The 22,202-nt window shown below is 48.6% G+C and carries 14 protein-coding genes; 11 read left to right on the top strand and 3 right to left on the bottom strand.

Going from position 1 to position 22,202, the window contains the following annotated elements; genetic code table 11:
• Positions 1 to 36 precede the first annotated feature (36 nt).
• From ACR9Y8_RS12845 to ACR9Y8_RS12835, 3 genes are all read right to left on the bottom strand, one after another.
• Positions 37 to 1,329, bottom strand: coding sequence for an RNA polymerase sigma factor (locus tag ACR9Y8_RS12845; RefSeq protein WP_481213648.1), 1,293 nt, complete (start codon positions 1,327 to 1,329; stop codon positions 37 to 39).
• 10 nt (positions 1,330 to 1,339) lie between these two features.
• Entirely contained in the window at positions 1,340 to 1,687 is a 348-nt protein-coding gene (locus ACR9Y8_RS12840) for a YciI family protein (RefSeq protein ID WP_481213647.1), read from the bottom strand.
• Between the two features lie 112 nt (positions 1,688 to 1,799).
• Complete coding sequence (locus ACR9Y8_RS12835; protein ID WP_481213646.1) at positions 1,800 to 2,603, bottom strand: mechanosensitive ion channel family protein; 804 nt, start codon at positions 2,601 to 2,603, stop codon at positions 1,800 to 1,802.
• Between the two features lie 160 nt (positions 2,604 to 2,763).
• Here ACR9Y8_RS12835 and ACR9Y8_RS12830 point away from each other — a divergent pair, with 160 nt between their 5' ends.
• The 11 genes from ACR9Y8_RS12830 (at position 2,764) to ACR9Y8_RS12780 (ending at position 22,195) form a co-directional block, all read left to right on the top strand.
• A complete protein-coding gene (locus tag ACR9Y8_RS12830) occupies positions 2,764 to 5,346 on the top strand; it encodes a phosphatidylglycerol lysyltransferase domain-containing protein (RefSeq protein ID WP_481213645.1) in 2,583 nt (860 codons plus the stop codon).
• 18 nt (positions 5,347 to 5,364) lie between these two features.
• Positions 5,365 to 6,060 carry an AcvB/VirJ family lysyl-phosphatidylglycerol hydrolase gene (locus ACR9Y8_RS12825; RefSeq protein WP_481213644.1) on the top strand — a complete coding sequence of 232 codons (696 nt, stop codon included), beginning with the start codon at positions 5,365 to 5,367 and terminating at the stop codon, positions 6,058 to 6,060.
• Positions 6,061 to 6,805: 745 nt separating this feature from the next.
• Entirely contained in the window at positions 6,806 to 7,084 is a 279-nt protein-coding gene (locus ACR9Y8_RS12820; protein ID WP_481213643.1) for a hypothetical protein, read from the top strand.
• Between the two features lie 742 nt (positions 7,085 to 7,826).
• Positions 7,827 to 9,200, top strand: a complete 1,374-nt coding sequence (locus ACR9Y8_RS12815; protein ID WP_481213642.1) for an alpha-L-fucosidase — start codon at positions 7,827 to 7,829, stop codon at positions 9,198 to 9,200.
• 637 nt (positions 9,201 to 9,837) lie between these two features.
• Positions 9,838 to 10,305, top strand: a complete 468-nt coding sequence (locus ACR9Y8_RS12810) for a helix-turn-helix transcriptional regulator (protein ID WP_481213641.1) — start codon at positions 9,838 to 9,840, stop codon at positions 10,303 to 10,305.
• A 46-nt stretch (positions 10,306 to 10,351) separates the two neighbouring features.
• The gene (locus ACR9Y8_RS12805; RefSeq protein ID WP_481213640.1) at positions 10,352 to 10,951 is read left to right on the top strand and encodes an RNA polymerase sigma factor; all 600 of its coding nucleotides are present in this window, start codon (positions 10,352 to 10,354) and stop codon (positions 10,949 to 10,951) included.
• 148 nt (positions 10,952 to 11,099) lie between these two features.
• A complete protein-coding gene (locus ACR9Y8_RS12800) occupies positions 11,100 to 12,128 on the top strand; it encodes a FecR family protein (RefSeq protein ID WP_481213639.1) in 1,029 nt (342 codons plus the stop codon).
• A 99-nt stretch (positions 12,129 to 12,227) separates the two neighbouring features.
• Positions 12,228 to 15,674, top strand: a complete 3,447-nt coding sequence (locus ACR9Y8_RS12795) for a SusC/RagA family TonB-linked outer membrane protein (RefSeq protein ID WP_481213638.1) — start codon at positions 12,228 to 12,230, stop codon at positions 15,672 to 15,674.
• Between the two features lie 10 nt (positions 15,675 to 15,684).
• Entirely contained in the window at positions 15,685 to 17,208 is a 1,524-nt protein-coding gene (locus tag ACR9Y8_RS12790; RefSeq protein WP_481213637.1) for a RagB/SusD family nutrient uptake outer membrane protein, read from the top strand.
• A gap of 26 nt (positions 17,209 to 17,234) precedes the next feature.
• Positions 17,235 to 18,548, top strand: coding sequence for a glucoamylase family protein (locus ACR9Y8_RS12785; protein WP_481213636.1), 1,314 nt, complete (start codon positions 17,235 to 17,237; stop codon positions 18,546 to 18,548).
• Between the two features lie 602 nt (positions 18,549 to 19,150).
• The gene (locus ACR9Y8_RS12780; RefSeq protein ID WP_481213635.1) at positions 19,151 to 22,195 is read left to right on the top strand and encodes a SusC/RagA family TonB-linked outer membrane protein; all 3,045 of its coding nucleotides are present in this window, start codon (positions 19,151 to 19,153) and stop codon (positions 22,193 to 22,195) included.
• The last annotated feature ends 7 nt before the right edge of the window (positions 22,196 to 22,202 follow it).

Below are 22,202 nucleotides of genomic sequence, written 5' to 3'. Positions count from 1 at the left end.
CAATAAAGAATGAATCGTGAAGGACGCGAAAAACTATCAGTTGGCCTGCGGGTTTCCGTTGCTGGTAATGCGTTGTAATTTTTCCCTGATCAGCTGTTGTTCTGCATGTGAGATGGTTAGCTGCTGGGCCTGTGTGAGATATTTACAGGCGTTCGCAATGTCGCCGTTCTGCAGGTAGAGGTCACCCAATACGGCGCTGTAAATGTAATGGGAGGAGAGTAATTTTTCTATGTCAGGAATAGTGATGATCTCATGAATGGCTTCTTCTTTGTGGCCCAGCTGGGATAGTACAATGGCCCTGTTAAGGCATACTACTGGCATTGGTTTTTCTTCCAGCAGCAGATCGTATAGCTGCAGCATGCGATGCCAGTTGGTTTGCTCAAAAGAAGCGGCGAGACAATGTTCTGCAGCAATAGCTGATTCAATGTGATAAACGGTCAGGAGCTCGCCCTGGGAAGACTGGCCGAGGTAGCGGTATCCCAGGCTGATCAGGTCACGGTTCCAGGTATTGCGATCCTGGTGCTGCAATAATACAATGGCGTTGTTCTCATCTACCCGGCTATCGAAACGGGAGGCCTGGAAGCACATGAGAGATAATAAAGCGAAGGTAGCAGGTTGTTTACCTACTTTATGCTCTGTAAGCAGCAGGCAAAGGCGCATGGCTTCCATGCAAAGGTCTTCTCGTATCAGCTCATCTGCTTTCAGTGAGTTATAGCCTTCGTTAAACAGGAGATACAACACTGTGTAGACCGTCTCAAGACGAGGCACCAGTTCCTGTCCGCTGGGGATCTCCAGCTGTATGTCATGATCTTTAATGAATTGCCTGGCCCTGTACAGGCGTTTCTGTATCACCGCTTCATTGGTGACAAGTGCGCGGGCAATTTCTACTGTTCCAAAACCCGAAACGGTTTTCAGGGTAAGCGCTATCTGGTCTTCCTCTTTCAGGGCCGGATGACAGCAGGCAAAGATCATACGCAACTGGCTGTCGGTAATTTCAGTATCCAGGAACAGCTGGCGCACCGTGCTTTCTGTGGTATACCGGAGGTGATAGGCCAGTTCACCAGAGAGGTGCTGGAAATGCTGCTGCCGCCGGATAATATCCAGCGCTTTATTGCGGGCTACTGTCATCAGCCAGGCAGAGGGATTATCGGGTACCTTATCGAAAGCCCAGGTCTGAACGGCTTTCAGAAAAGCTTCCTGCACTACATCTTCGGCCAGGCTAAGATTGTGCATACCGAAGATGCGGGTCAATACAGCGATCATCTTTCCCGACTCGTGCCGGAAAAGATGATCTACAATTTGTTGCGGAGAGGAGGGGCTGGATGGCATAATGCCTTGTTTACATGTTGTCGAATTTCATTACCTCTCTGACTTCCACATTGCCGTTCAGTGGCAGATCGGGACACTCTTTCGCGATCTCGGTGGCTTCCTCGATAGAGGCGGCCCGGATGATAAAGAAGCCGCCTACCAGTTCCTTGCTTTCTGCAAAGGGACCGTCTGTTACTACTCCTTTGGGGCCTTTTACGGTTTTACCGCCGGGCAGCAAAGCTTCTCCTGCCACATAAGTATTATTGGCCTTCAGCTTTTCTATCCAGGCAAACCATTGCTGCATATTGTCCTGCATCTGTTCTGGGGATAATTGTCCGGAGCTGCTGCCGTTGCTGAAAATGAACATGAAGTCTTTCATGACTAAATTGTTTGTAGGTTATTAATGCTGTTAACAGTGTAATGACGGGCGGAAAAATCTGTGCAGGACAAAAATCCCGAAAATTTTTCAGAAGGGGTGGTTTTTTGTGGGGTCAGACCAGTTTGTTCTCCTTCAGTACGGCTATTACGTCCTTGATAATGGCGTGCATGCTTTCGTCGTAGATATCCACGTTCTCATTGTTCACCCAGCAGGAGACGGTTATTTTAACATTGGCCCCGTCTATATTGGAAAACAGTACTTTACAGGGTTTATGGGTAGCGATATGAGGCAGATCGGCCAGTTCGCGCTGGATCAGGTCACGGGCATGGCCGGTTTGCTCGTTAGTGATAGGGGCATTGAACGTAAGGCTTACCCGGCGTTCAGGAGTGAGGGAGTGGTTGATAATGGGTTTCTGGAAAATATCCTTATTGGGAATTATTACGTGCAGGCCGTCTATTGTACGGAGGGTAGTAGAGCGCAGCTGTATATTCTCAACGGTGCCGGTAAAGCCGTTGGTTTCAATCTGGTGGCCTACTTCAAAAGGTTTCCGAAAGGTGATGAAGATGCCGGAAATGAAGTTGGCGGTAAGGTCCTGGAAGGCAAAGCCCAGGGCCAGGCCTATGATCCCGGCGCCAGCCAGGAGGGAAGAAACGGTTTTGTCCAGCTTCAGCACATCCAGGGCAATAAAGAGGCCTATAAAGAGAACCATGAAATAGGCAACGCTGGAAAACAGTCCTGCGAGTGCAGCTGAATCAGACAGGCGTGATACCAGTTTGAATACCAGCTTTTTCATCAGCCGGGCCAGTAAAACAAACAGTACTAATACGATGGCGGCCACTGCCAGGTTGGGCAGCATAGCGATAGCTATCTTTACCCAGGCGTATATTTTGTCATATATCAGTTTTCCCCATTGCATATACCGCATAAATTGATATCTCCCGCGTACTGAGGCACGAATAATTGTGCCGTTTTTAAAGGTTGGGGGTATTAAAATTCACTTAAACTTAAACTGGTGGCGGCTGGCCCACACAACTTAGCTGTAGCTTTGTGTGTTACTAAAATGAAGGTAGCCCGTTATGCCCTTGAAGTATCCCTTGCAAATAACACCTTTACTACGGAAGCTGCATCTCAAGGAACTGCTGTCGGTGCTGTTCCTGCTGCTGGCTATTTACTTTTTCAGGCAGGAAAGACATGAATTAGGCGCCCTGGTACCCGCCATTGAGCAGGCTAAGCGGGTGTGGATGTTGCTGGGCATAGTGCTTACTTTAGTATACATCTGCCTGCAGGCATTGATGTATCAATACAGTTTTAAAGCGGTGGGCGCACGCTTAAGTTTAAGTATGGGCATAGAGCTGTTCCTGAAGCGTAATTTATTGTCCGTGTTCCTTCCGGCAGGCGGAGTGAGCTCACTGGCCTATCTGCCGCCGCGTTTGCGGGCTGCTGATGTTAATAAGCAGCAGGTACACCAGGCTTCGGGTATCTATGGTTATGTGGGCATCTTATCGGTATTCCTGGTGGGTATCCCGGTGGTAGTGATCGCCATATTGCGCAACCCTGCCATGGGGCGGGCCGTACCGGCTTTGTCGGCTATCTGTGCGTTGCTGGCGGGCGTAGTATGGATCGTCCGTTCCATGCAACAGCAGGGAGTGGTATACAAAATGTTGTTGCGGTATTTTCCTGCGTTTATACAACAACTGCAGGAGATCTTTGCCTTTAATGTGCAACGCAGGGCATTTGTGCAGACCGTGTTGGCTTCTGTGGCCATAGAGCTGACAGGTATCGGGCATTTATACCTGGGAATGCTTGCCATTGGCGTGACCCCTTCTTTTGAGGCCGCCTGTGTGGGCTATATTATAGCTACCATTTTCCTGATCATTTCGCCTTTTTTACGTGGCCTGGGCGCCATAGAACTATCACTGGCCTGGCTGCTGGGCAATTATGGCTATACCCCGGTGCAGGCAGTAGAGATAACATTACTGTACAGGTTGTTCGAATTCTGGCTGCCTTTATCAGGCGGACTGCTGCCATTTGCCCTGAAAGGGCGGGAGCTGGCCCTGCGTCTGGTGCCGCCGGTATTGATCTTTTTACTGGGCATGGTGAATATCTTCTCGGTGCTTACGCCGCCGCTGGCCTACCGCTTACGCTTGCTGCATACCTATATACCTGGTGATTCTATACACGCTTCCAACCTCTTTGTGATCTTTCTCGGGCTGGTATTGCTGGTAACAGCCACCTTCCTGTTCCGCGGTTTACGTGGCGCCTGGGTGGTGGCCCTGGTAGTATCATTGTTATCGGTCATAGGGCACATGAGTAAGGCGCTGGATTATGAGGAAGCTTCGCTGGCGCTGATCACAGCGGTGATATTATTGATTACCGCGGAGCAGTATCGCGTGAGAAGCAATCCGCAGCTGATTAATATCGGGGTGATGACGGCGCTGGCCACCTTTGCCGTGGTGCTGGTATTTGGCGCTACCGGCTTTTACTTTCTAAAGGCCCGGCATTTTGGTATAGACTTTACCTGGCAGCATTCGCTGCGCGCGGCCTTTCATGGTTTTCTGCTGCTGAATGACGAAGATCTGCATCCGGTTACCCGTTTCGGGAGGGAGTTTCTGAGCGCCATACATGTGCTGGGCGTAAGTGCCTGGGCTTTCCTGTTCTATACTATTATCCGTCCTTATCTCCATATCCAGCAAAGTAATACGGCGCTGGAGAAGGCTCGTTTCTACCTGAGCCAGTATGGCGATTCGGCGATGGATTATTTCAAGGTAGGAGAGGATAAACTGCTGTACGTATCGGATGTGCACCAGGGCTTCATTGCCTACCGGGTGGCCAATGGCTTTGCCATTGTGCTGGAAGAACCGGTATGCAGCGAAGATGATAAACTATTGCTTTTGCAGGAATTTGAGATGCAATGCAGAAAGATGGGACTGAGGCCGGCTTTCTATCGTGTGGATGAAGGGAGTGTATACTACTTTAACCGGCTGAAGAAAAAGAAGCTGCTGATAGGGCAGGAAGCGATATTGGACATACGCACATTTACCCTTAGCGGGAAAGATAAAAAATCACTGCGTAATGCGTTGAACAGTCTTAACGCCAAAGGTTATACGACCACCATACACCGGGCCCCTCTTTCTACTGCCCTGGTACAGGAATTGAAGATAGTGTCTGACGAGTGGCTGGAGCAATATGAAGTAAAAGAGATGACCTTTTCCCAGGGTTTGTTTGACGCAGCAGTGATAGCGGGGCAGGATGTGATTACGGTAAGTAATGCAGAGGGGCAGGTGGCGGCCTTTCTTAACATGATACCTGATTATGCGCCGGGAGAATGTACCTATGACCTGATCCGCAAGCGTACGGATGCGCCGGGCGGCTGTATGGATGCACTGATCATTGCGTTGATACAGGATGCGCAGCAGCGTAACATGCAGTTCCTGAACCTGGGAATGGTACCCATGTCGGGCATTGTACAACCCAGCAACACGGCAGAGCAGGTGGTAAAGTTTGCGTATGAGAAGATCCGTGCTTTTCGCCATTATCATGGCTTGCGGGAGTTCAAGGAAAAATACGCCACTATGTGGACCAACAAATACCTGGTATATGAACATGATTTTGACCTGATACAATTACCCAATGCCTTAAGCAAGGTGATGCAACCTTAGGATAATAAAGCCGGATTTATGCATATACGATCTATCTGTTTAATGGTCTTCCTCCAAATGTTGTTAACTACGGGCTTTGCACAGAGCAGGGCGATAGACCAGCTGCCCGTCACGGCGGTATCGCCGGCGGGCAGTGAACATCGTCCGCTGGTGTTGTTCATTACCGGCGACGGGGGAATGAAGAAGTTCAGCGTCAATATGGTGGATGCGTTCAGCGACAAGGGATATGCGGTAGTAGCCCTGAACGCGCTCAAATATTTCTGGAAGAAGAAGACACCCGAAGAGGCAGGCGCCGATGTAGCCGCCCTCCTGCAATACTACGGCCGACAGTGGAAGCACCAGACCTTTTTGCTGGTGGGGTATTCTATGGGGGCGGATGTGCTGCCCTTTATCTTTAATAACCTGCCTGCCAATCTGCGGGCGCAGACAAAGCAGCTGGTATTCATGTCGCCTTCCCGTTTTACGGATATGGAGGTGCATGTATCGGAAATGCTGGGTAAAACCATGAAGAATGGTTTGAGTGTACCGGAGGCAATTAACAGGATCACTGACCATCCTTTGTTACTATTATTTGGCGAGGGGGAGAAAGATTTTGATCTGAAGGAGCTGCATATTTCCAACTATCAGCATATGGTATTGCCGGGGGGACATCATTATGACAATGAAGCCGGTAATGTGGTACAGACCATTGTTTCCCATTTCTTACGGCAATGATCGCACGATTTTCCGCCAGGGATTAACTTTCAATTAACTGCTGAAAAAATAAACCAATGTATAATTGCAGCAGGTATGATGTTAATTGTACCAAAGGAAGGTAGGGCGGTGCTGTAGTGCTTTCCTGCTTTTATGCTATCAGCGTCTGTTTCCGATCCTTTCAGGGTTCTGCTCCTTGCCGGTCTTTATGGCCGGCAAGGTTTTTTATTTCTGCTGTTAACGTGCAGTTAACTGTTAAAACTAAATAAAGCCCTAACATTGTTGCAATGATTTAATCAGTGTTAAAAATTACTATTTGTTGCACGAAGGGAGATCGGATATATCTTTTTAACCAGGGCTTACAGGCCCTCTAAAATTATAGGCCGATCTCTGCGCGCCCGGTTTTCACCGGGGGCTTCCTATAAAAAGGCAGAATCTCCTGTTTGTACGGCATTTTAAAAGCCTTGGCCATCTCCTTTCAAGGCTGTAAAAACCTGATAATAAATGCCATTTTTACCACATGTACATTAACTGCGACCCTATTGCAGTAGAGGATGCTAAATTGCAGCTAGCGAACGCCTGACCGGTAGTAAGAAGCTGTTTTACTTTACCCTCGAAAAACCCATATATCATGAACAGAGAAAATCCGTTTATTATCAACCTATTGCCAACGCCTGCATGTGACATAACTGCGGTATATGAAAATATTTTGGTATAATGCTATGTATGCTGTAAATTCCATTAATCGTTAAACCCCCTATGCCACATGCCCAAGCGTTATTTTGAAAGGTTACAAACGATCGATTACCTCATTCGCATTAAAGGTACCGGCAAACCCGCCCAGTTAGCCAAAAGGCTCCGTATTTCCGAAAGAACCCTGTATGAGTTTCTCAAAATGATGAAGGATCTGGGAGCGCCTATTGAATATGACAGGTATAAAGAAAGTTATTATTATACAGAGAAGGGCGGTTTTAATATCCGTTTTGTAAAGAACCTGGTAACTGCCGGAACCATGGTCTTCTCCCTTTTTATTGACTGGTGGTAGACCGCCAGTCCATCTCTTTACTGAACGTATATACGTATAAGCAATAATGATCCAGCCCCATAACAGGTACTATTCCTGCTATCATAGCCATTGTGCCCTGGCTATTCTTTTTGGTTAACCTCGTATTAACTTCCTCTTTAACGGCATATTAACTAATAAGAAAATTTAAAGCCTGAATTTCATGCGAGAATATTAACGGATATTCAATTCTCACACTGAATATAAAAGACGGTTTAGATTACAAACTAGCAACGCAGGTTTCTTTTAAGTTACCTGCTGTTTTTTTACAGCCGTTCCATTGCCTGCTTTAAAATATTCAATAGCAAATAGTTAATACACGATGTAGTAAATCCGGACGGGAAGATGGGGAAGAAGATAAAACCGCCGGAGTAGACACTCAGGCGTTAGATATAACGATAGGAAAAAGAATACGTTTTGCTGAATTACGTTGCACAATGTTACAACAGTATTTACCGTCATCCGTTAATAAGAGGTTAATACCCGAATTTTCAGGCGCTACCCGCGTTATGATGGCCTGTACTTAAGGTCCGGATATTGAAAACCAGTTGATTAGTAAGCCTGATGCAGGGGCTGGCCCGTTACTCCAGTATCATCATTCGCTAATTCACTATTATAAAAAACCGATAAATTCCACGAACTTGAACTGCATCATGAAACCCGTGCATTCCACGATCAGACAGGGCTACACTGCCTGCTTTTCACATAACATAAACTGAACAAAATGAATAAACGTACGCTACTCTTACTGTGCAGCCTTTTCCTGTTAACGAAGCTTTCCGCGCAGGAAAAGAAGATCTTCAATGAAACACCTGAACAAAAGGAAAAGCGCCTGTCATGGTGGGTGAATGACCGCTTTGGTATGTTCATCCACTGGGGCCTGTACGCATTGCCTGCCCGCCATGAATGGGTTAAGAACAGGGAACGGCTCACGGATGCAGACTACCAGCAATACTTTGACAATTTTAACCCGGATCTTTACAACCCGCGGGAATGGGCGCGGATGGCCAAGGCTGCGGGTATGAAATATGCCGTGATCACCAGTAAGCATCACGAAGGCTTCTGTCTTTTTGACTCGCGTTATACAGATTATAAAGCTACTAAAACAGCTTATGGCAAAGATATTATTAAAGAATGGGTGGATGCTTTCAGGGCGGAAGGCCTGAAAGTAGGGTTTTACTACTCGCTGATCGACTGGCATCACCCGGAGTATACGATAGACCGTGTGCATCCCCAACGCCCCAACGATACGACAGAATACGCCAAATTGAACCAGGGAAGGGATATGGCCAAATACCGGGAGTACCTGTTTAACCAGGTGAAAGAGATCCTCACCAACTATGGTAAAATTGATATTCTCTGGACCGACTTCTCATTCCCCGGAAACCATGGGAAAGACCATAACGACTGGAATTCTCTTGAGCTGATTAAAATGATCCGCAAGCTGCAGCCGGATATTATCATCAATGACCGGCTGGACCTTGGGGAGTATGAAGACGGCGGCGACTTTGTGACGCCCGAACAATATAAAGTATCGGAATGGCCTACACGTAACGGCAAAAAAGTGCATTGGGAGACCTGCCAGACCTTTTCCGGCTCATGGGGCTATTATCGTGATGAAACTTCCTGGAAAGATACTAAGCAACTCCTGGGCCTTCTGATAGAATCAGTGAGCAAGGGCGGTAACCTCCTGTTAAACGTAGGCCCTACCGCACGCGGCACCTTTGATGTACGGGCACAGCAGGCATTAAAAGCCATGGGCGATTGGATGCAGGTGAACAGCCGTTCTATTTACGGTTGTACACAGGCGCCGGCAGCCTTTGCAAAACCGGATAACTGCCTCCTGACCTATAACCCTGCCACCAAACGCCTGTATGTACATCTGCTGGATTACCCACTGCAGAACTTTACTTTACCCGGCTATAAAGGCAAGATAAAATATGCTCAGTTCCTGCATGATGCTTCAGAAATAAAGATGAGCGAGCCCGCTATGCATCATAGCCTGGGTAAGAACCAGGAGGAAAATGACATTAACCTCAGCCTGCCTGTTAAGAAACCCGACGTGGAGATACCGGTGATAGAACTCATTTTAAACTAATATTATTTCCGATATTGGCGCAGTGGTCCATTGCCGTTTTTTTTATAACTTGTATCAAACGGCAATGGGCCGCTTATCCTATGCATAATAAAGACCCGATATATCCATATAATCCTGTATCATGCCATAATGATCCTATGACAAATTAGAGAAAAAGCCGGTTGTATCATTTTCCTCAGGATGCTATAACCCGGCCGGGAGCGTTCCCCCGAAGACCGACAAAAGTTCCACTTTAAGGGATTGAGCACAAATTAGTTGTCCACTTTAGCTATTTGATCGCACAGGTATCCACGTATTGCTTATATAAATAATATAAACTAATTTGTTTATTAATAATTTTATAAAAACCAGATATATATCCGATTGACTGCTGAGGGTATTTGTTTCAAATTTGTTTCGTTATAGAGAATTGTGTCCTCTTAATTTTTACGATAGCGCCTTACGTCATTGAGAGAACTTGCAGTACTGTGCGAAGATTTCACAAAATAATAAACCCAAAAGAAATATTATGAAAAAAGTGCGGCGTGACAGCGCAGGTCACTTAAATGGAGCGGATATGCTTGAAGTCGCGGGCATACATAGTGACTCCCAGGAGATGTTACAACAACTTGCTAAGGACATATGCAATATTGTTTTCATGGATTTTGATATCCCTGGCCTAAGTGCCATCGAAGCAGCAAGTATTGTCAAAGCCGCTTATCCTGAAATAAATGTGCTGCTGCTCACTGTGCAAAAGGATAAGAAGTCCATTACAAGTATAGCTCCCCGTTTAAACGCTATTGACGGCATCCCCGGCCTTGCTCCCGGCTCATTAACAGATTTCATTACCCAGGTGTACGAAGCAGCGCTTGAAACCAACCTTGCCGCTGTACAGAAAGTATTGGCCTTTTTCAACCGCCGTTCGCAAACCGATATTACACAGTATGGCCTTTCTCCCCGCGAACAGGAGGTGCTTGACCGTTTGGTAGACGGGCATACCTATAAGAAAATTGCAGAGCTCTGTCATATCAGCGTCGGCACAGTACGTTCCCACATCATGAACATTTACCGCAAGCTGGAAGTTAACTCGCGAAGCGCCGCTATTGTGAAGGCAATGCGCGGATGACCCTGTCGCATACACGCCGGTTCCAAATAAATTCCTATCTTGCCGCATGGCCTTACATTCTAGGGAGGGGGATGCTGCTACATGGCAGCAATTTCTGGAAGGCAGCCGGGAAGCATTTGCAACATTATATGCCAGCTTTGCGCCGTTACTTTATAATTACGGATGTAAACAATGCGCAGACCCGCGCCTTGTAGAAGATTGCATACAGGATGTATTTGAATACCTCCTGGCGCATCGTGCCCAGCTCTCGCCGGTTTCCAATGTACGCGCTTATCTTGTAAAAGCCTATCGCCGCGCCCTGTTGCGAAAAATAAGCAATGTGCGTAAAAATATACCCGTTGGATTAATGGATGAGGCGAGCTTTGAAATTGTGATCTCTCCTGAAAGCAGGCTCATAGCCCAGCAAAGCAGTCTGCGCCGCCGCGAACAGGTGAAGGTAGCGGTGAACGCGCTGCCTCCCCGTATGAAAGAAGTGCTGTACCTGCGTTTCTACGAGAACCTCTCCTTTGAAGATATCGCTGCTGTTATGGATATCGATCAGAAGTCGGTGTATAAAATGATCTACAAAGCCTTTGACAAACTGCGGCAGAAGCTGGCCGACTTCCCGTTCTGGCTGCTGCTCTGCTATCTTGCTATGAAAGCTTAACCTTTACTTTGTTTTGTTTGTTATACCTCCGGGAAACCATTCATCCTCTTTACAGCAAGCAGAAAAAATATTTTCCATTCAGAAGGGATAAAAACCGGAAACGGCTCCTCTATGTATTAAACCACCTGATAAAACCAGCGCTGTTGCTATGGAATGGAAAGACTACGCAGATTTTACCGCGGCTGATTTCCTGGCCGATGATTTTTTTATAGACTGGGTACTGCGACCTGATGCAGAGAACCAGGCTTTCTGGGAGGCCTGGCAACAGCATTATCCTGAAAAGCAGGCGGTAATAGCAGAGGCGCGCGCTATGCTATTATCGTTCGAATATGAGCGGCACAACATGCCGCAGGAAAGTTATGATCGTATATGGCTCACACTCCATCAAAAGATGGACGAAGCCATGCCGGAAACCATGCGCTATGAGCGTACTGATCATCGCCGGAGATGGCGCCGCGCCGCCATACTTACCGGCGTACTGGGAGCGATGGCATTGGGCGCATACTGGCTGTTAAAGCCTGCAGACAAGCGGGCGCTTTACACCAGCCAGTTTGGAGAAAACCGGCGCCTGGTATTGCCGGACAGCTCGATCGTGATACTGGGGCCACACTCTTCCTTACGCGCTACCTCCTTCCGGAAAGATGTGCGCACAAGAGAAGTATGGCTGGACGGAGAAGCTTATTTTATCGTAAAGCAGGATCCCTCCATGGCAACACCTTTCACCGTACATGCAGGTGAGCTCGATATAGAGGTGCTGGGCACGGAATTTAATGTGAATAATTACAATGGACATTCGCAGGTAGTGCTGCACAGTGGCAAAGTTGCCTTACAGGATAATACCCGCAAAGCATCGCGCATTGTAATGACACCGGGAGAACTGGTGGAATACCGGCCGGATGATAATCGCTATATACGTCGTAAAGTAGCAACGGAAAAATATGTGGCATGGGTTGACCATACGCTGGTGTTTGAGAATACACGACTGGATGATGTTGCCCTTCAGTTGCATAATAAATACGGAATACATGTGCTTTTTGCAGATAGTTCTCTTTCACAGGAACAATTTAGCGCCACTTTACAGCAGGCAGATTATACAGTAGTGCTGAAAGCTATACAGGAAGCTTTTAGCGCGCAGTTACAACAACAAGATGACAGTACATTTCTATTGAGCCGCTAGCCTTTAGCCATTAGCTTTTAGCAATGCCTGCGCTGGAAGCCAATAGCTAACAGCTAAGCGCTCAAGTTAATTTCACGCTCGTAAACAAAACAAATCGTTATGAAAGTAACAGGTACTTACAAGGGCAATTCCTTGCTGGTGCTGTTCCTGGCTGCCGCCTTTACTGTGCAGGCGCAGGATCTTGCTTACCAACACCCTCAGTCCGCAGGTTCGGACACACCGCTTCCCTCATCAAGATCAGCTACCATTCCACTACGGTCTGCGTTGCAGCAACTGGAGAAGGCTTACCGCATCAGTTTCGCTTACAATGCAAAGCTGGTAGCCAATAAGGAAGTACCGGCACAGGTACTGGAGAACAGCGAACATGCATCATTGCAGGATCTGCTGCAAACCTTACTGGCGCCGCTGGAACTGCAGTGCAAGCAGATAGAAGGCAATGTCTATGTTATAAAAGCTGCAGACACCGTGGAAGACGCAAACGGTAAAGGTGGAACAGGCACAGCCCCGGCCCTTATGCAGGCTGCTCCCATTAAAGGCAAGGTAACGGATCAAAGCGGCACAGCGCTGATAGGTGTTACCATTCGTGTGAAAGGTACCGCGGTAGGAGGTACTACTGGCCCCGACGGCACTTTCAGCATTAACGTGCCGGAAGGTAAGGACACCCTGCAGATCTCTTACCTGGGTTATCAGTCGCAGGAGATCGCCATTGCAGGGCGCGCCAGTATAAACATTGTTATGCAGTCAGGCGACCAGCAGCTGGAACAGGTGGTGGTAGTGGGTTACGGCACACAGCGTAAAAGAGATCTCACCGGGTCTATCTCTTCCGTAAAGGGAGAGGAGCTGGCAAAGCAACCCGTGTTGACCGCTACACAAGCTGCCCAGGGCAAGATAGCCGGTGTGCAGATCATCAGCTCGGGCCAGCCTAATACGCAACCGCAAATAAGAGTACGCGGTACCGGCTCTGTAATGGCAGGCGCTAATCCATTGTATGTGGTGGATGGTGTGCTGACGGATGATATCCGTAACATCAACAGCGCAGACATCGTGAGCATGGACGTATTGAAAGATGCCTCCGCCGCTATTTACGGTGTGCGTGCTGCCAACGGTGTGATCATCATCACCACCCGCAAAGGCAAGGCCGGTAAAGCAGAGGTGCGTTATGATGCCAATGCAGGTTTCCGTCAGGCCTCCAACCTGGTGAAAATGGCAGACCGGAACCAGTATATTGATTACCTGAAAGACGCGGCCCCAAGCAAAGACCCGATCAATGACCCGGTGGCATATCCGGGCTCTACCAACTGGTATGATAACGTGCTGCGCAAAGCCTTCCAGATGAATCACAACCTGTCTGTATCCGGTGGTACAGAGAAACATACTTATTTCTTCAGTGGTGGATATATACAGGATGATGGTATCATCAAAACAAATACTTTCCGCCGTTTCACACTGCGCGCCAATAACGAAGTAAACATATCCGACCAGTGGAAATTCAGCACGCAGCTGTCCTATTCAAGGGGCGACGGGCGCAACGTAGACCTGAACGGCATCTATGGTAATATTTATCGCGCCGCACCTATCGTTATCCCGGAAGAAGGCGGCCGCTATGGTAATACCTCTGCCTGGGGCAACGTAGCTAATCCCTTGCTGTCGCTCGATAAAAAGAATTATCGCCAGCAGGATAGCCGCTTACAGGGCAACCTGGCCCTGGAGTTTACGCCTGTCAAGTTCCTGCGTTTCCGCTCTGCTTTCAATGCAGACCTGCGGTGGAGCAATGACCGCATCTACCAGTACAAATTCCTTAATGATGACAAAACCTTCCTGGTGGCGGGCGGTAACCAGCGCGTAGATAACAGCCAGCTGACCACTGATAATTCGCGCTCACAGGGATGGGTATGGGATAATACCGTAACATTTGACCAGACCTTTGGCAAACACAGCCTGACCTTATTGGGTGGCTCTGTTACAGAAGGTTTTTACAGCACTTTCCTGACCGGCTCCCGTATCAATGTGCCCGAAAGCGAAGACCTGTGGTACCTGGACCTGGGTAACCCGGACGTACAATCGAAAGTATACAACGGCGGTGATAAATACGCCCGTCAGTCATTTGTAGGCCGCGTGAATTATGGTTATGATAACCGTTATCTCTTAAGCGCTTCTATCCGTGCAGATGGTAGTTCCAAATTCCGTGAAAGGTGGGGTTATTTCCCAACAGTGGGAGTAGGCTGGGTGATCTCGCAGGAACCATTCATGCAGGATCAGAAAACCTTCAGCTTCCTGAAACTGAGAGGCAGCTGGGGCATACTGGGTAACGATAATATTCCCACCAATGCCTATATCAATACCGCTACCGTGAATCTGCCGTATTTCTTTGATAATATGATCTCGCTGGGTACCGCCCTGCAGGATACGAAAGATGCGAACCTTAAATGGGAAACTACTCACCAGTTTGACTTTGGCGTGGAATTTACCCTGCTGAATGATCGCCTGAGCGGTGAAGTGGATTATTATAATAAGAAAACCAAAGACGCGCTGGTAGTAGTGAATATCCCCAGCATACTGGGCGACCCGAACAATGCTTACATCACCAATGCAGCTTCCTTCAAGAACACCGGCTATGAAGTATCATTGAACTGGAAGGATAACATCACGAAGGACCTGAGCTATAGCGTAGGCGGTAATATCACCTTTAACAAGAATGAGATCACCAACCTCGCAGGCGGGCAGGCATTGCTGGGCGGTAGCGTTGGCCAGCAAAGTTTTGTAACGCGTACCGACAACGGGCAGCCGGTGGCCAGCTTTTACGTGCTGAAATCCCTGGGCGTTTTCCAGAACCAGGCCGAAATAGACAGCTACAAGAACAAAGACGGTAAAGTGATACAGCCCGGCGCTAAACCAGGCGAGCTGAAATACGAGGATACCAATGGTGACGGAATGATCGATAATAACGACAGGCAATATGTAGGTTCTTATCAGCCCAAGTTCTACTATGGCTTTAACCTGGGCCTGAACTATAAGGGCTTTGATCTGACTGCCGACTTTTACGGCAATGGTGGTAATAAGATCTATAACGGTAAGAAAGCATTCCGTTATGAGACTACCGATAACATAGAGGCTAAATTTGCTGACAATCGCTGGAGGCCTGATCGTCCTTCCACTACAGATCCGCAGCTGCTGACGTCGTCCATGCCTGCATCCACTTACTTTGTGGAGTCTGGCGCATTCCTTCGTTGCAATAACCTGACTGTTGGTTATTCTATTCCTTCGCAAAAGCTGAAAGCTATTGGTATCAGCCGGTTCCGGGTATACCTTACCTCGCAGAACCTGTTCACGCTTAAAAAGTTCAGTGGCTTCAGTCCTGAGTTGCCCGGCGGCACTATTGATTTCGACAACAGCATTAATAACAGGGTCAACAACAGATCAGGGACCGGTAACAGCAGCAACGCCAACAATACCAATAACACCAGCGGGATACTGGATGCAGGTATTGAGCTGAATGCATATCCGACGACCCGTACGTTTGCCTTTGGTGTAAATGTCTCATTCTAAAAAAAGAGTTATGAAGAACATACATAAAAGTATCGTGTTTAAAACCGTGTGCCTGGGATTTGTGCTTTCTGCCGCCCTGATAGCCTGTAATAATTACCTGGATGTAAAGCCGCAGGGGCAGATAGATGAAGAAGCATCCATCAGTGATCCGGAAGCTGCGCAGAACCTGGTAACCGGTATCTATAATAATCTCTGGCTGGGTAACATACATGGGTTCCCGTATATAGGAGTTACCAATATTGCGTCAGACGATGCCGACAAAGGCAGTAACCCGGATGATGCCGCTGCTACACAGGGCGCATTGGACAACCTGACGATGGACCCCAATACCAGTTCCCTGAATGATATATGGTCTGGCTATTACCAGGCCATTGCACGCGCCAATAAAGCGCTGCAGGTATTAGGCCCTGCTACTATCGATGAAGCAATAAAAGCCCGCCTGCAGGGCGAGGCACGTTTCCTCAGGGCTTATCTTTACTTTAACCTGGTACGCCTCTTTGGCGGGGTGCCTTTGGTAGATAAAATACTGACACCTACTGAGGCCAGCAGCGACCAATACCAGACCAAAGCCAGCAAAGAGGCCGTGTATCAATTCATCGCTGCAGACCTGGAATATGCGCTGGCTAACCTGCCCGTCAAAGGCGAAGCTGGCAGCCAGTCTGGCCGTGCTACGAGAGGTGCCGCTGCAGGTATGCTGGCCAAGGTATCTTTATACCGCCAGAACTGGCAGCGTGCATACAGCCTTTCCGATTCTATTATTACCGGTAAAGTAGGCGCTTATTCCTTGCTGCCTGATTATGCAAATATCTGGAGAGAAACGGGTGAAAACGGTAGTGAATCCCTGTTTGAAGTGCAGGCGGGTATCAATGCTTCCTGCGATGCCGCAATTGAAGTATATAGTGTTTGCCAGGGGCCGCGTGCCGGTGGCAAACGTGGTTGGGCAGACCTGGGCTGGGGCTTTGGTACGCCTTCTCAGAGTCTTTTAAATGCCTATGAGGCAGGAGACAAACGCAGGGAGGCCACCATCATATTCGTTAACCCGGGCGGCACCGTACTGTGGGATGGTTTCCGTGTTCCCGGCAGGGATAGTGTGGAGAACGACCGTTACAACTATAAAGCATACCACAGCCGTACCCGTGAGCAGTATTGCGGTAATGCAGACCGTCTGCCCAAGAATCTGCGTATCCTGCGTTACGGGGAGATATTGTTGATACATGCAGAAGCTGCATTAGCTTTGGGTAATGAAGGCGCTGCGATCACCGATATTACTGCTCTGCGCCAGCGTGCCGGCCTGCTGCCGAAAGCTACGCTTACCCGCCAGGATATCTGGCATGAAAGAAGGGTGGAGCTGGCCATGGAGCACGACCGCTTCTTTGAGCTGGTAAGAGAAGATGCACTGGTGCCCGGCACCGCAGCAGCTGCGTTCCAGGCGCACGGTAAAACATTCGTAAGGGGAAAGAATGAAGTGTTCCCCATACCGGCTACCCAGATACAGTTCAGCCAGAATAAGCTGCAACAGAATCCGGGTTATTAATAATGAGTAAAAGTTCAAAGAAGACGATGAGATTGATCACCACAACAGCATTGCTGTTCCTGTCCGTCCTGGGGACGGTACAGGCGCAGCAGAAAAGGAGTGAAAAGAGGGAACAGCTGAGCGACTCCGCTTTACTGACCCTGGTACAGCAACGTACCTTCAATTATTTCTGGAAGTTTGCCCACCCCGTATCCGGCCTGGCGCCGGAGCGTACTACCACGCCTGATACGGTTACCATCGGCGGCTCAGGCTTTGGCGTGATGAGCATACTGGTAGGCATTGAAAGGAAGTTCATTACCCGGGAGCAAGGTTTGGACCGCCTGCTCAGGATCGTGAACTTCCTGTGGACGGCCAACCATTATCATGGTATCTGGCCGCACTGGATGAACGGGGCAACGGGCAAGACCATCCCTTTTGGCCGTAAAGACGACGGAGGGGACCTGGTAGAATCCGCCTTTATGTTCCAGGGGCTGCTATGCGTACGCCAGTATTTCACCGGCAATACTGCCAAAGAAACGGAATTGCGTAACAAGATCACCTGGATGTGGAATGAAGCGGAATGGAACTGGTATACCCGCGACGGGCAGGATATCTTATACTGGCACTGGTCACCTAATAACGGCTGGGCCATGAACCACCAGATACGGGGCTGGAATGAGTGCCTGATCGCCTATATACTGGCGGCAGCATCTCCCAATTACTCCATATCGCCCAAGGTATACCACAATGGCTGGGCAGAGAGCAGCCACTTCCTGAACGGGAAGGAATACTATGGTATTAAGCTGCCCCTTGGCTTTGAATACGGCGGTCCGCTGTTCTTTACCCATTATTCCTTCCTGGGGCTGGATCCCCGGGGCCTAAAGGACCGTTATGCGGATTACTGGGAGCAGAACAGGAACCATACCCTAATTAACCGGGAGTACTGTATAAAGAATCCCAAGGGGTATAAGGGCTATGGGGCGGATTGCTGGGGACTGACCGCCAGCGACAACCATGAGTTCTACAATGCCCATTCTCCCACTAATGACCTGGGGGTGATCACGCCTAGTGCTGCGCTGTCATCTTTCCCCTATACACCGGAGTATTCAATGCAGGCATTGAGGTACTTTTATTATAAGGTGGGAGACCGTTTATGGGGAGAATATGGTTTTTACGACGCGTTCAGCGAAACACATAACTGGTTTGATTACCAGTACCTGGCTATAGACCAGGGACCGATCGTGGTGATGATAGAGAATTACCGCAGCGGGCTTTTGTGGAAACTATTCATGTCCGTTCCCGAAATACAGGCGGCCCTTAAGAAACTGGAGTTTACAAGTCCGGCTATTCCAAAAGGGTAGGAGCTTACAAGACAGCGATAAAATAGCCAAGAGGCTGGTCGTTTTGGCCAGCCTCTTTCTTTTCCTGGTATTATTTTAACAAAAAGCTGGGGGAGCAAGGAAACAGCAAGGATAGAGCAAGGATACTGCAAGGATAAAGCAAGGAGAAGGTGGGTAAAATACTATAAGTCTTTCCAGGTAAAATCCTATCTGTCTTTGATAAAATAACGTGTATTATTATGCAATCGATTGCCTAACTTCGGAATAGATTCCGGTTATGAAAAAAGATCATCTCACAACATCCACTGTTCTACCCTGCAGGGGGTAAGACAAAGTTTACAATTCTTTTATCACCAAAAATGCGTACACTAAAATGCCAAAACTTTAACTCTATTTATGCAATCGTTTGCGTGATCTGGACAGACGTTATGACCACTGATATGCTATGATCTCCACAGGCTTTGTTTCTGTATTATAATTGTAGCGCCACGTTTGGAAAAACTAATAGCAAAAGAACGGACTCCCTATCAACCAAAACACGTGCTGTCACGCGCCATTGTTTCACACATCAACAATCTTTTCTTATGGGTTATTTTCTACGATGCCTTAAGGTGTTATGTCTTATGCTACCCCTTTATCTGCTGGGCATAACAGCTGTTTACAGCCAAAATGTAACGGTTGCCGGTAAAGTATTCACCGCCGACAATCAGCCCTTTCCCGGGGTAACGGTACGGGTAAAGGGAACCAGTATGGGCGCCACTACGAATGCGGATGGCTATTTCAGTATTACCAATGCGCCTGCGGGCTCCACACTGGTATTTTCTGCTATCGGCCACCTGCAGCAGGAGTTGGCAACGCCCGAGGGAGGCGCAAACAAATTAAAGGTCAATTTACAGCAGGACCGCAGACAACTGGACGAGGTAGTGGCTATCGGCTACGGTAACATCGCAAAAAGGGATGTATCCGGCGCCATTACTTCCATCAACCGCGATGCCCTTGAAAAGCGGCAGCCGGTAAATCTTATTGACGCCCTGCAAAGCCAGGCCGCCGGCGTACTGGTAATGAACGATGCGGGAGAGCCCGGTGCGGAAGGCACCATCCGTATCCGCGGGTACTCCACTTTTTCCAGTGCCGGCAACAATCCATTGTATGTGATAGATGGTGTGCTGAGCGAAAGCGCGGGCAACATCAACCCCAATGATATCGAGAGTATCGAAGTGCTGAAAGACGCCGCGTCTGCAGCCATATACGGTTCCCGTTCCGCCAACGGCGTAGTTATTATCACTACCAAACGCGGAGTGGAAGGGAAGCCCCGTATAGACCTCCGTTATTCGAGCACCTTTGGCAGGCTGGCGCATAAGCTGCGCCAGGCCAATGCCGATGAAGTAAAGCTGTTCCGGAAACTACAGAGCCCGGGCAGCAGTAATGCGGCCGACTCATTGAACCCGAGCTACAATGCCGATAATGATTACCAGGACCTGGTAGGACAGCATGCGTTGCGCCAGCAGGCAGACCTGAGCATAAGCGGCGCCAGTAAGGCACTGAGTTATTATACCAGCCTGCAATACCTGGACGACAAAGGGCTTATTGTAAACAGCTGGGCCAGAACCGCCCGTGCCAGGATCAATATAGATTACACGCCGTCTTCAAGGTTCAGGTATGGCAACCGTATGCAATTCTATTACCAGAACAAGAACGGTATTGATGAAGGCACAACCTTCAACCAGCTGTTCCAGCGGCCTACCAATTTTGCGGTATATTATCCTGACGGATCACTGACAGGGTACGTGGGAGGAAGACGGAACCCGCTGGCCAACGCCTTGTACGATAAGAATGAAACGGAAACCTATGGCACCAGCTTGTACAATTTTGTAGAAATAGGACTGCTGAAAGACCTGAAGCTCACCACCAGCTTTAATGTCGACCTTTCACTGCCGCATGGAACCGACTTCAACCCCAAGATCATCAGCGCTTCCAACCCTACCCGTAATGACGGCGGCGAAAGCTTCGACCTGAATATAGGATGGCAATACCAGGCTTATTTAAACTATACCAGGACTATCCATAAAGATCATAGTCTGAACCTGATGGCTGGTTTCAGTGCAGAGAGAGCGCGGACCAACAGCTTTGATATCAAGGGCAGTGATTACGTAAGCGAAAATATATTCACTTCCAACGCTGCTGCACAGCTGGTGAACAGCGGTACCAGAACGGGTGCTTCGGCCCACAGCATGGCCTCTTTCTTCGGCCGGCTGGGTTACAGCTTTAAAAGCAGGTACCTGCTGAATGCCACGCTACGGCACGATGGATCTTCCCGCTTTGGTAAAGCCAATCTCTGGGGCGACTTCCCTTCCATATCTGCCGCCTGGCGCTTCAGTGATGAAGGTTTCATGCGCTGGACGCGCAGGTACCTTTCAGACGCCAAATTAAGAGTGAGCTACGGCGTAACCGGTAACGAGCGTATCGGCAACTACGACGCCATGCAGGGTATCACCTTTGGCAGCTCTTACTATAACGGGGTAACCGGCGCCGTGCCCACAGCAGATTTCGGTAATCCTACCCTGAGCTGGGAAAGCACCAAACAATTTGATGTAGGAGTGGACCTGAGCCTGTTCAATGACCGCCTGCTGTTTACGGCCGACTATTACGTAAAGACCACCAGTAATCTTTTGTATGAGCGTCCGCTGCCATCAGAGACCGGTTACGAGAGCGTTCGCATTAACCTCGGCAGCATACAGAACAAAGGGCTTGAGTTTTCCTTCAATACTACGCCCTACCGTACACGTAATTTTAGCTGGAATACCATCTTCAACATCTCCTTTGAGAAAGGAACGATACAGCAGCTGTACAACGGCGAAACATTTATCTCCGGTGATAAATGGCTGGTCCAGGAAGGCGGCCGCCTCGGCGATTTTTACGGGTTCATATACAAGGGAGTATATGCCTATGATCAATCCAATGCATATACTGATAACTGGGAACGCCTGACGCCGGTATTCGATAACAATAGATTTGTGGGCTATACCTTCAACGGCCAGAAGTACGAAGGCCCTGTGCACAGAATGTATGGTAACGGCCAGCTGCTGAAGGGCGGTGATGTGGAATACGCCAACCTGAGAAAGGACAGTGTGATAGATGATGCCGACCGTACCATTATCGGAAGGGCGCAACCTAAGTTCTATGCAGGCTGGATCAATAACCTTAGCTATAAAAACTTTACGCTCTCTTTTACCTTCAATGTAAGCTGGGGAGCAGACATCTACAACAATGCGGCTGCCACGCTGAATAATTACAACACTACCCACATTATTCCGCAGCCATACGTGATCTACAACGCCTGGCAAAACCAGGGCGATGTAACAGACGTGCCCAGGGTAAAATCCAACACCGCGTGGAATCATCGTATCAGCACACGTTACCTGGAGGACGGCTCATTTATACGCCTGAGCTATGTGAAGCTGATGTATGCGCTGAAAGCGGACTGGCTGCAAAAAATAAAGGTGAAAGGAGCCGGCGTATATGTATGGGGCAGTAACCTGGCCACCTGGACTAATTACAGCTGGTACGATCCTGAATTCTCTTCCGGCAATGCGCTGCAGATGGGGCAGGACAACGGCCGCTATCCACGCCGCCGGGAAGTAGGACTGGGTTTGAATGTTAACTTTTAATGACAAC

It is taken from the genome of Chitinophaga sp. SVR4-12A (assembly GCF_056754765.1).
This window is presented reverse-complemented; position numbering and strand designations above follow the sequence as displayed.

Coding starts and splice junctions, on each gene's coding strand:
- ACR9Y8_RS12845 (WP_481213648.1), bottom strand. CDS start 1,329: ATGCCATCCAGCCCCTCCTCTCCGCAACAAATTGTAGATCATCTTTTC.
- ACR9Y8_RS12840 (WP_481213647.1), bottom strand. CDS start 1,687: ATGAAAGACTTCATGTTCATTTTCAGCAACGGCAGCAGCTCCGGACAA.
- ACR9Y8_RS12835 (WP_481213646.1), bottom strand. CDS start 2,603: ATGCAATGGGGAAAACTGATATATGACAAAATATACGCCTGGGTAAAG.
- ACR9Y8_RS12830 (WP_481213645.1), top strand. CDS start 2,764: ATGCCCTTGAAGTATCCCTTGCAAATAACACCTTTACTACGGAAGCTG.
- ACR9Y8_RS12825 (WP_481213644.1), top strand. CDS start 5,365: ATGCATATACGATCTATCTGTTTAATGGTCTTCCTCCAAATGTTGTTA.
- ACR9Y8_RS12820 (WP_481213643.1), top strand. CDS start 6,806: ATGCCCAAGCGTTATTTTGAAAGGTTACAAACGATCGATTACCTCATT.
- ACR9Y8_RS12815 (WP_481213642.1), top strand. CDS start 7,827: ATGAATAAACGTACGCTACTCTTACTGTGCAGCCTTTTCCTGTTAACG.
- ACR9Y8_RS12810 (WP_481213641.1), top strand. CDS start 9,838: ATGGATTTTGATATCCCTGGCCTAAGTGCCATCGAAGCAGCAAGTATT.
- ACR9Y8_RS12805 (WP_481213640.1), top strand. CDS start 10,352: ATGGCCTTACATTCTAGGGAGGGGGATGCTGCTACATGGCAGCAATTT.
- ACR9Y8_RS12800 (WP_481213639.1), top strand. CDS start 11,100: ATGGAATGGAAAGACTACGCAGATTTTACCGCGGCTGATTTCCTGGCC.
- ACR9Y8_RS12795 (WP_481213638.1), top strand. CDS start 12,228: ATGAAAGTAACAGGTACTTACAAGGGCAATTCCTTGCTGGTGCTGTTC.
- ACR9Y8_RS12790 (WP_481213637.1), top strand. CDS start 15,685: ATGAAGAACATACATAAAAGTATCGTGTTTAAAACCGTGTGCCTGGGA.
- ACR9Y8_RS12785 (WP_481213636.1), top strand. CDS start 17,235: ATGAGATTGATCACCACAACAGCATTGCTGTTCCTGTCCGTCCTGGGG.
- ACR9Y8_RS12780 (WP_481213635.1), top strand. CDS start 19,151: ATGCTACCCCTTTATCTGCTGGGCATAACAGCTGTTTACAGCCAAAAT.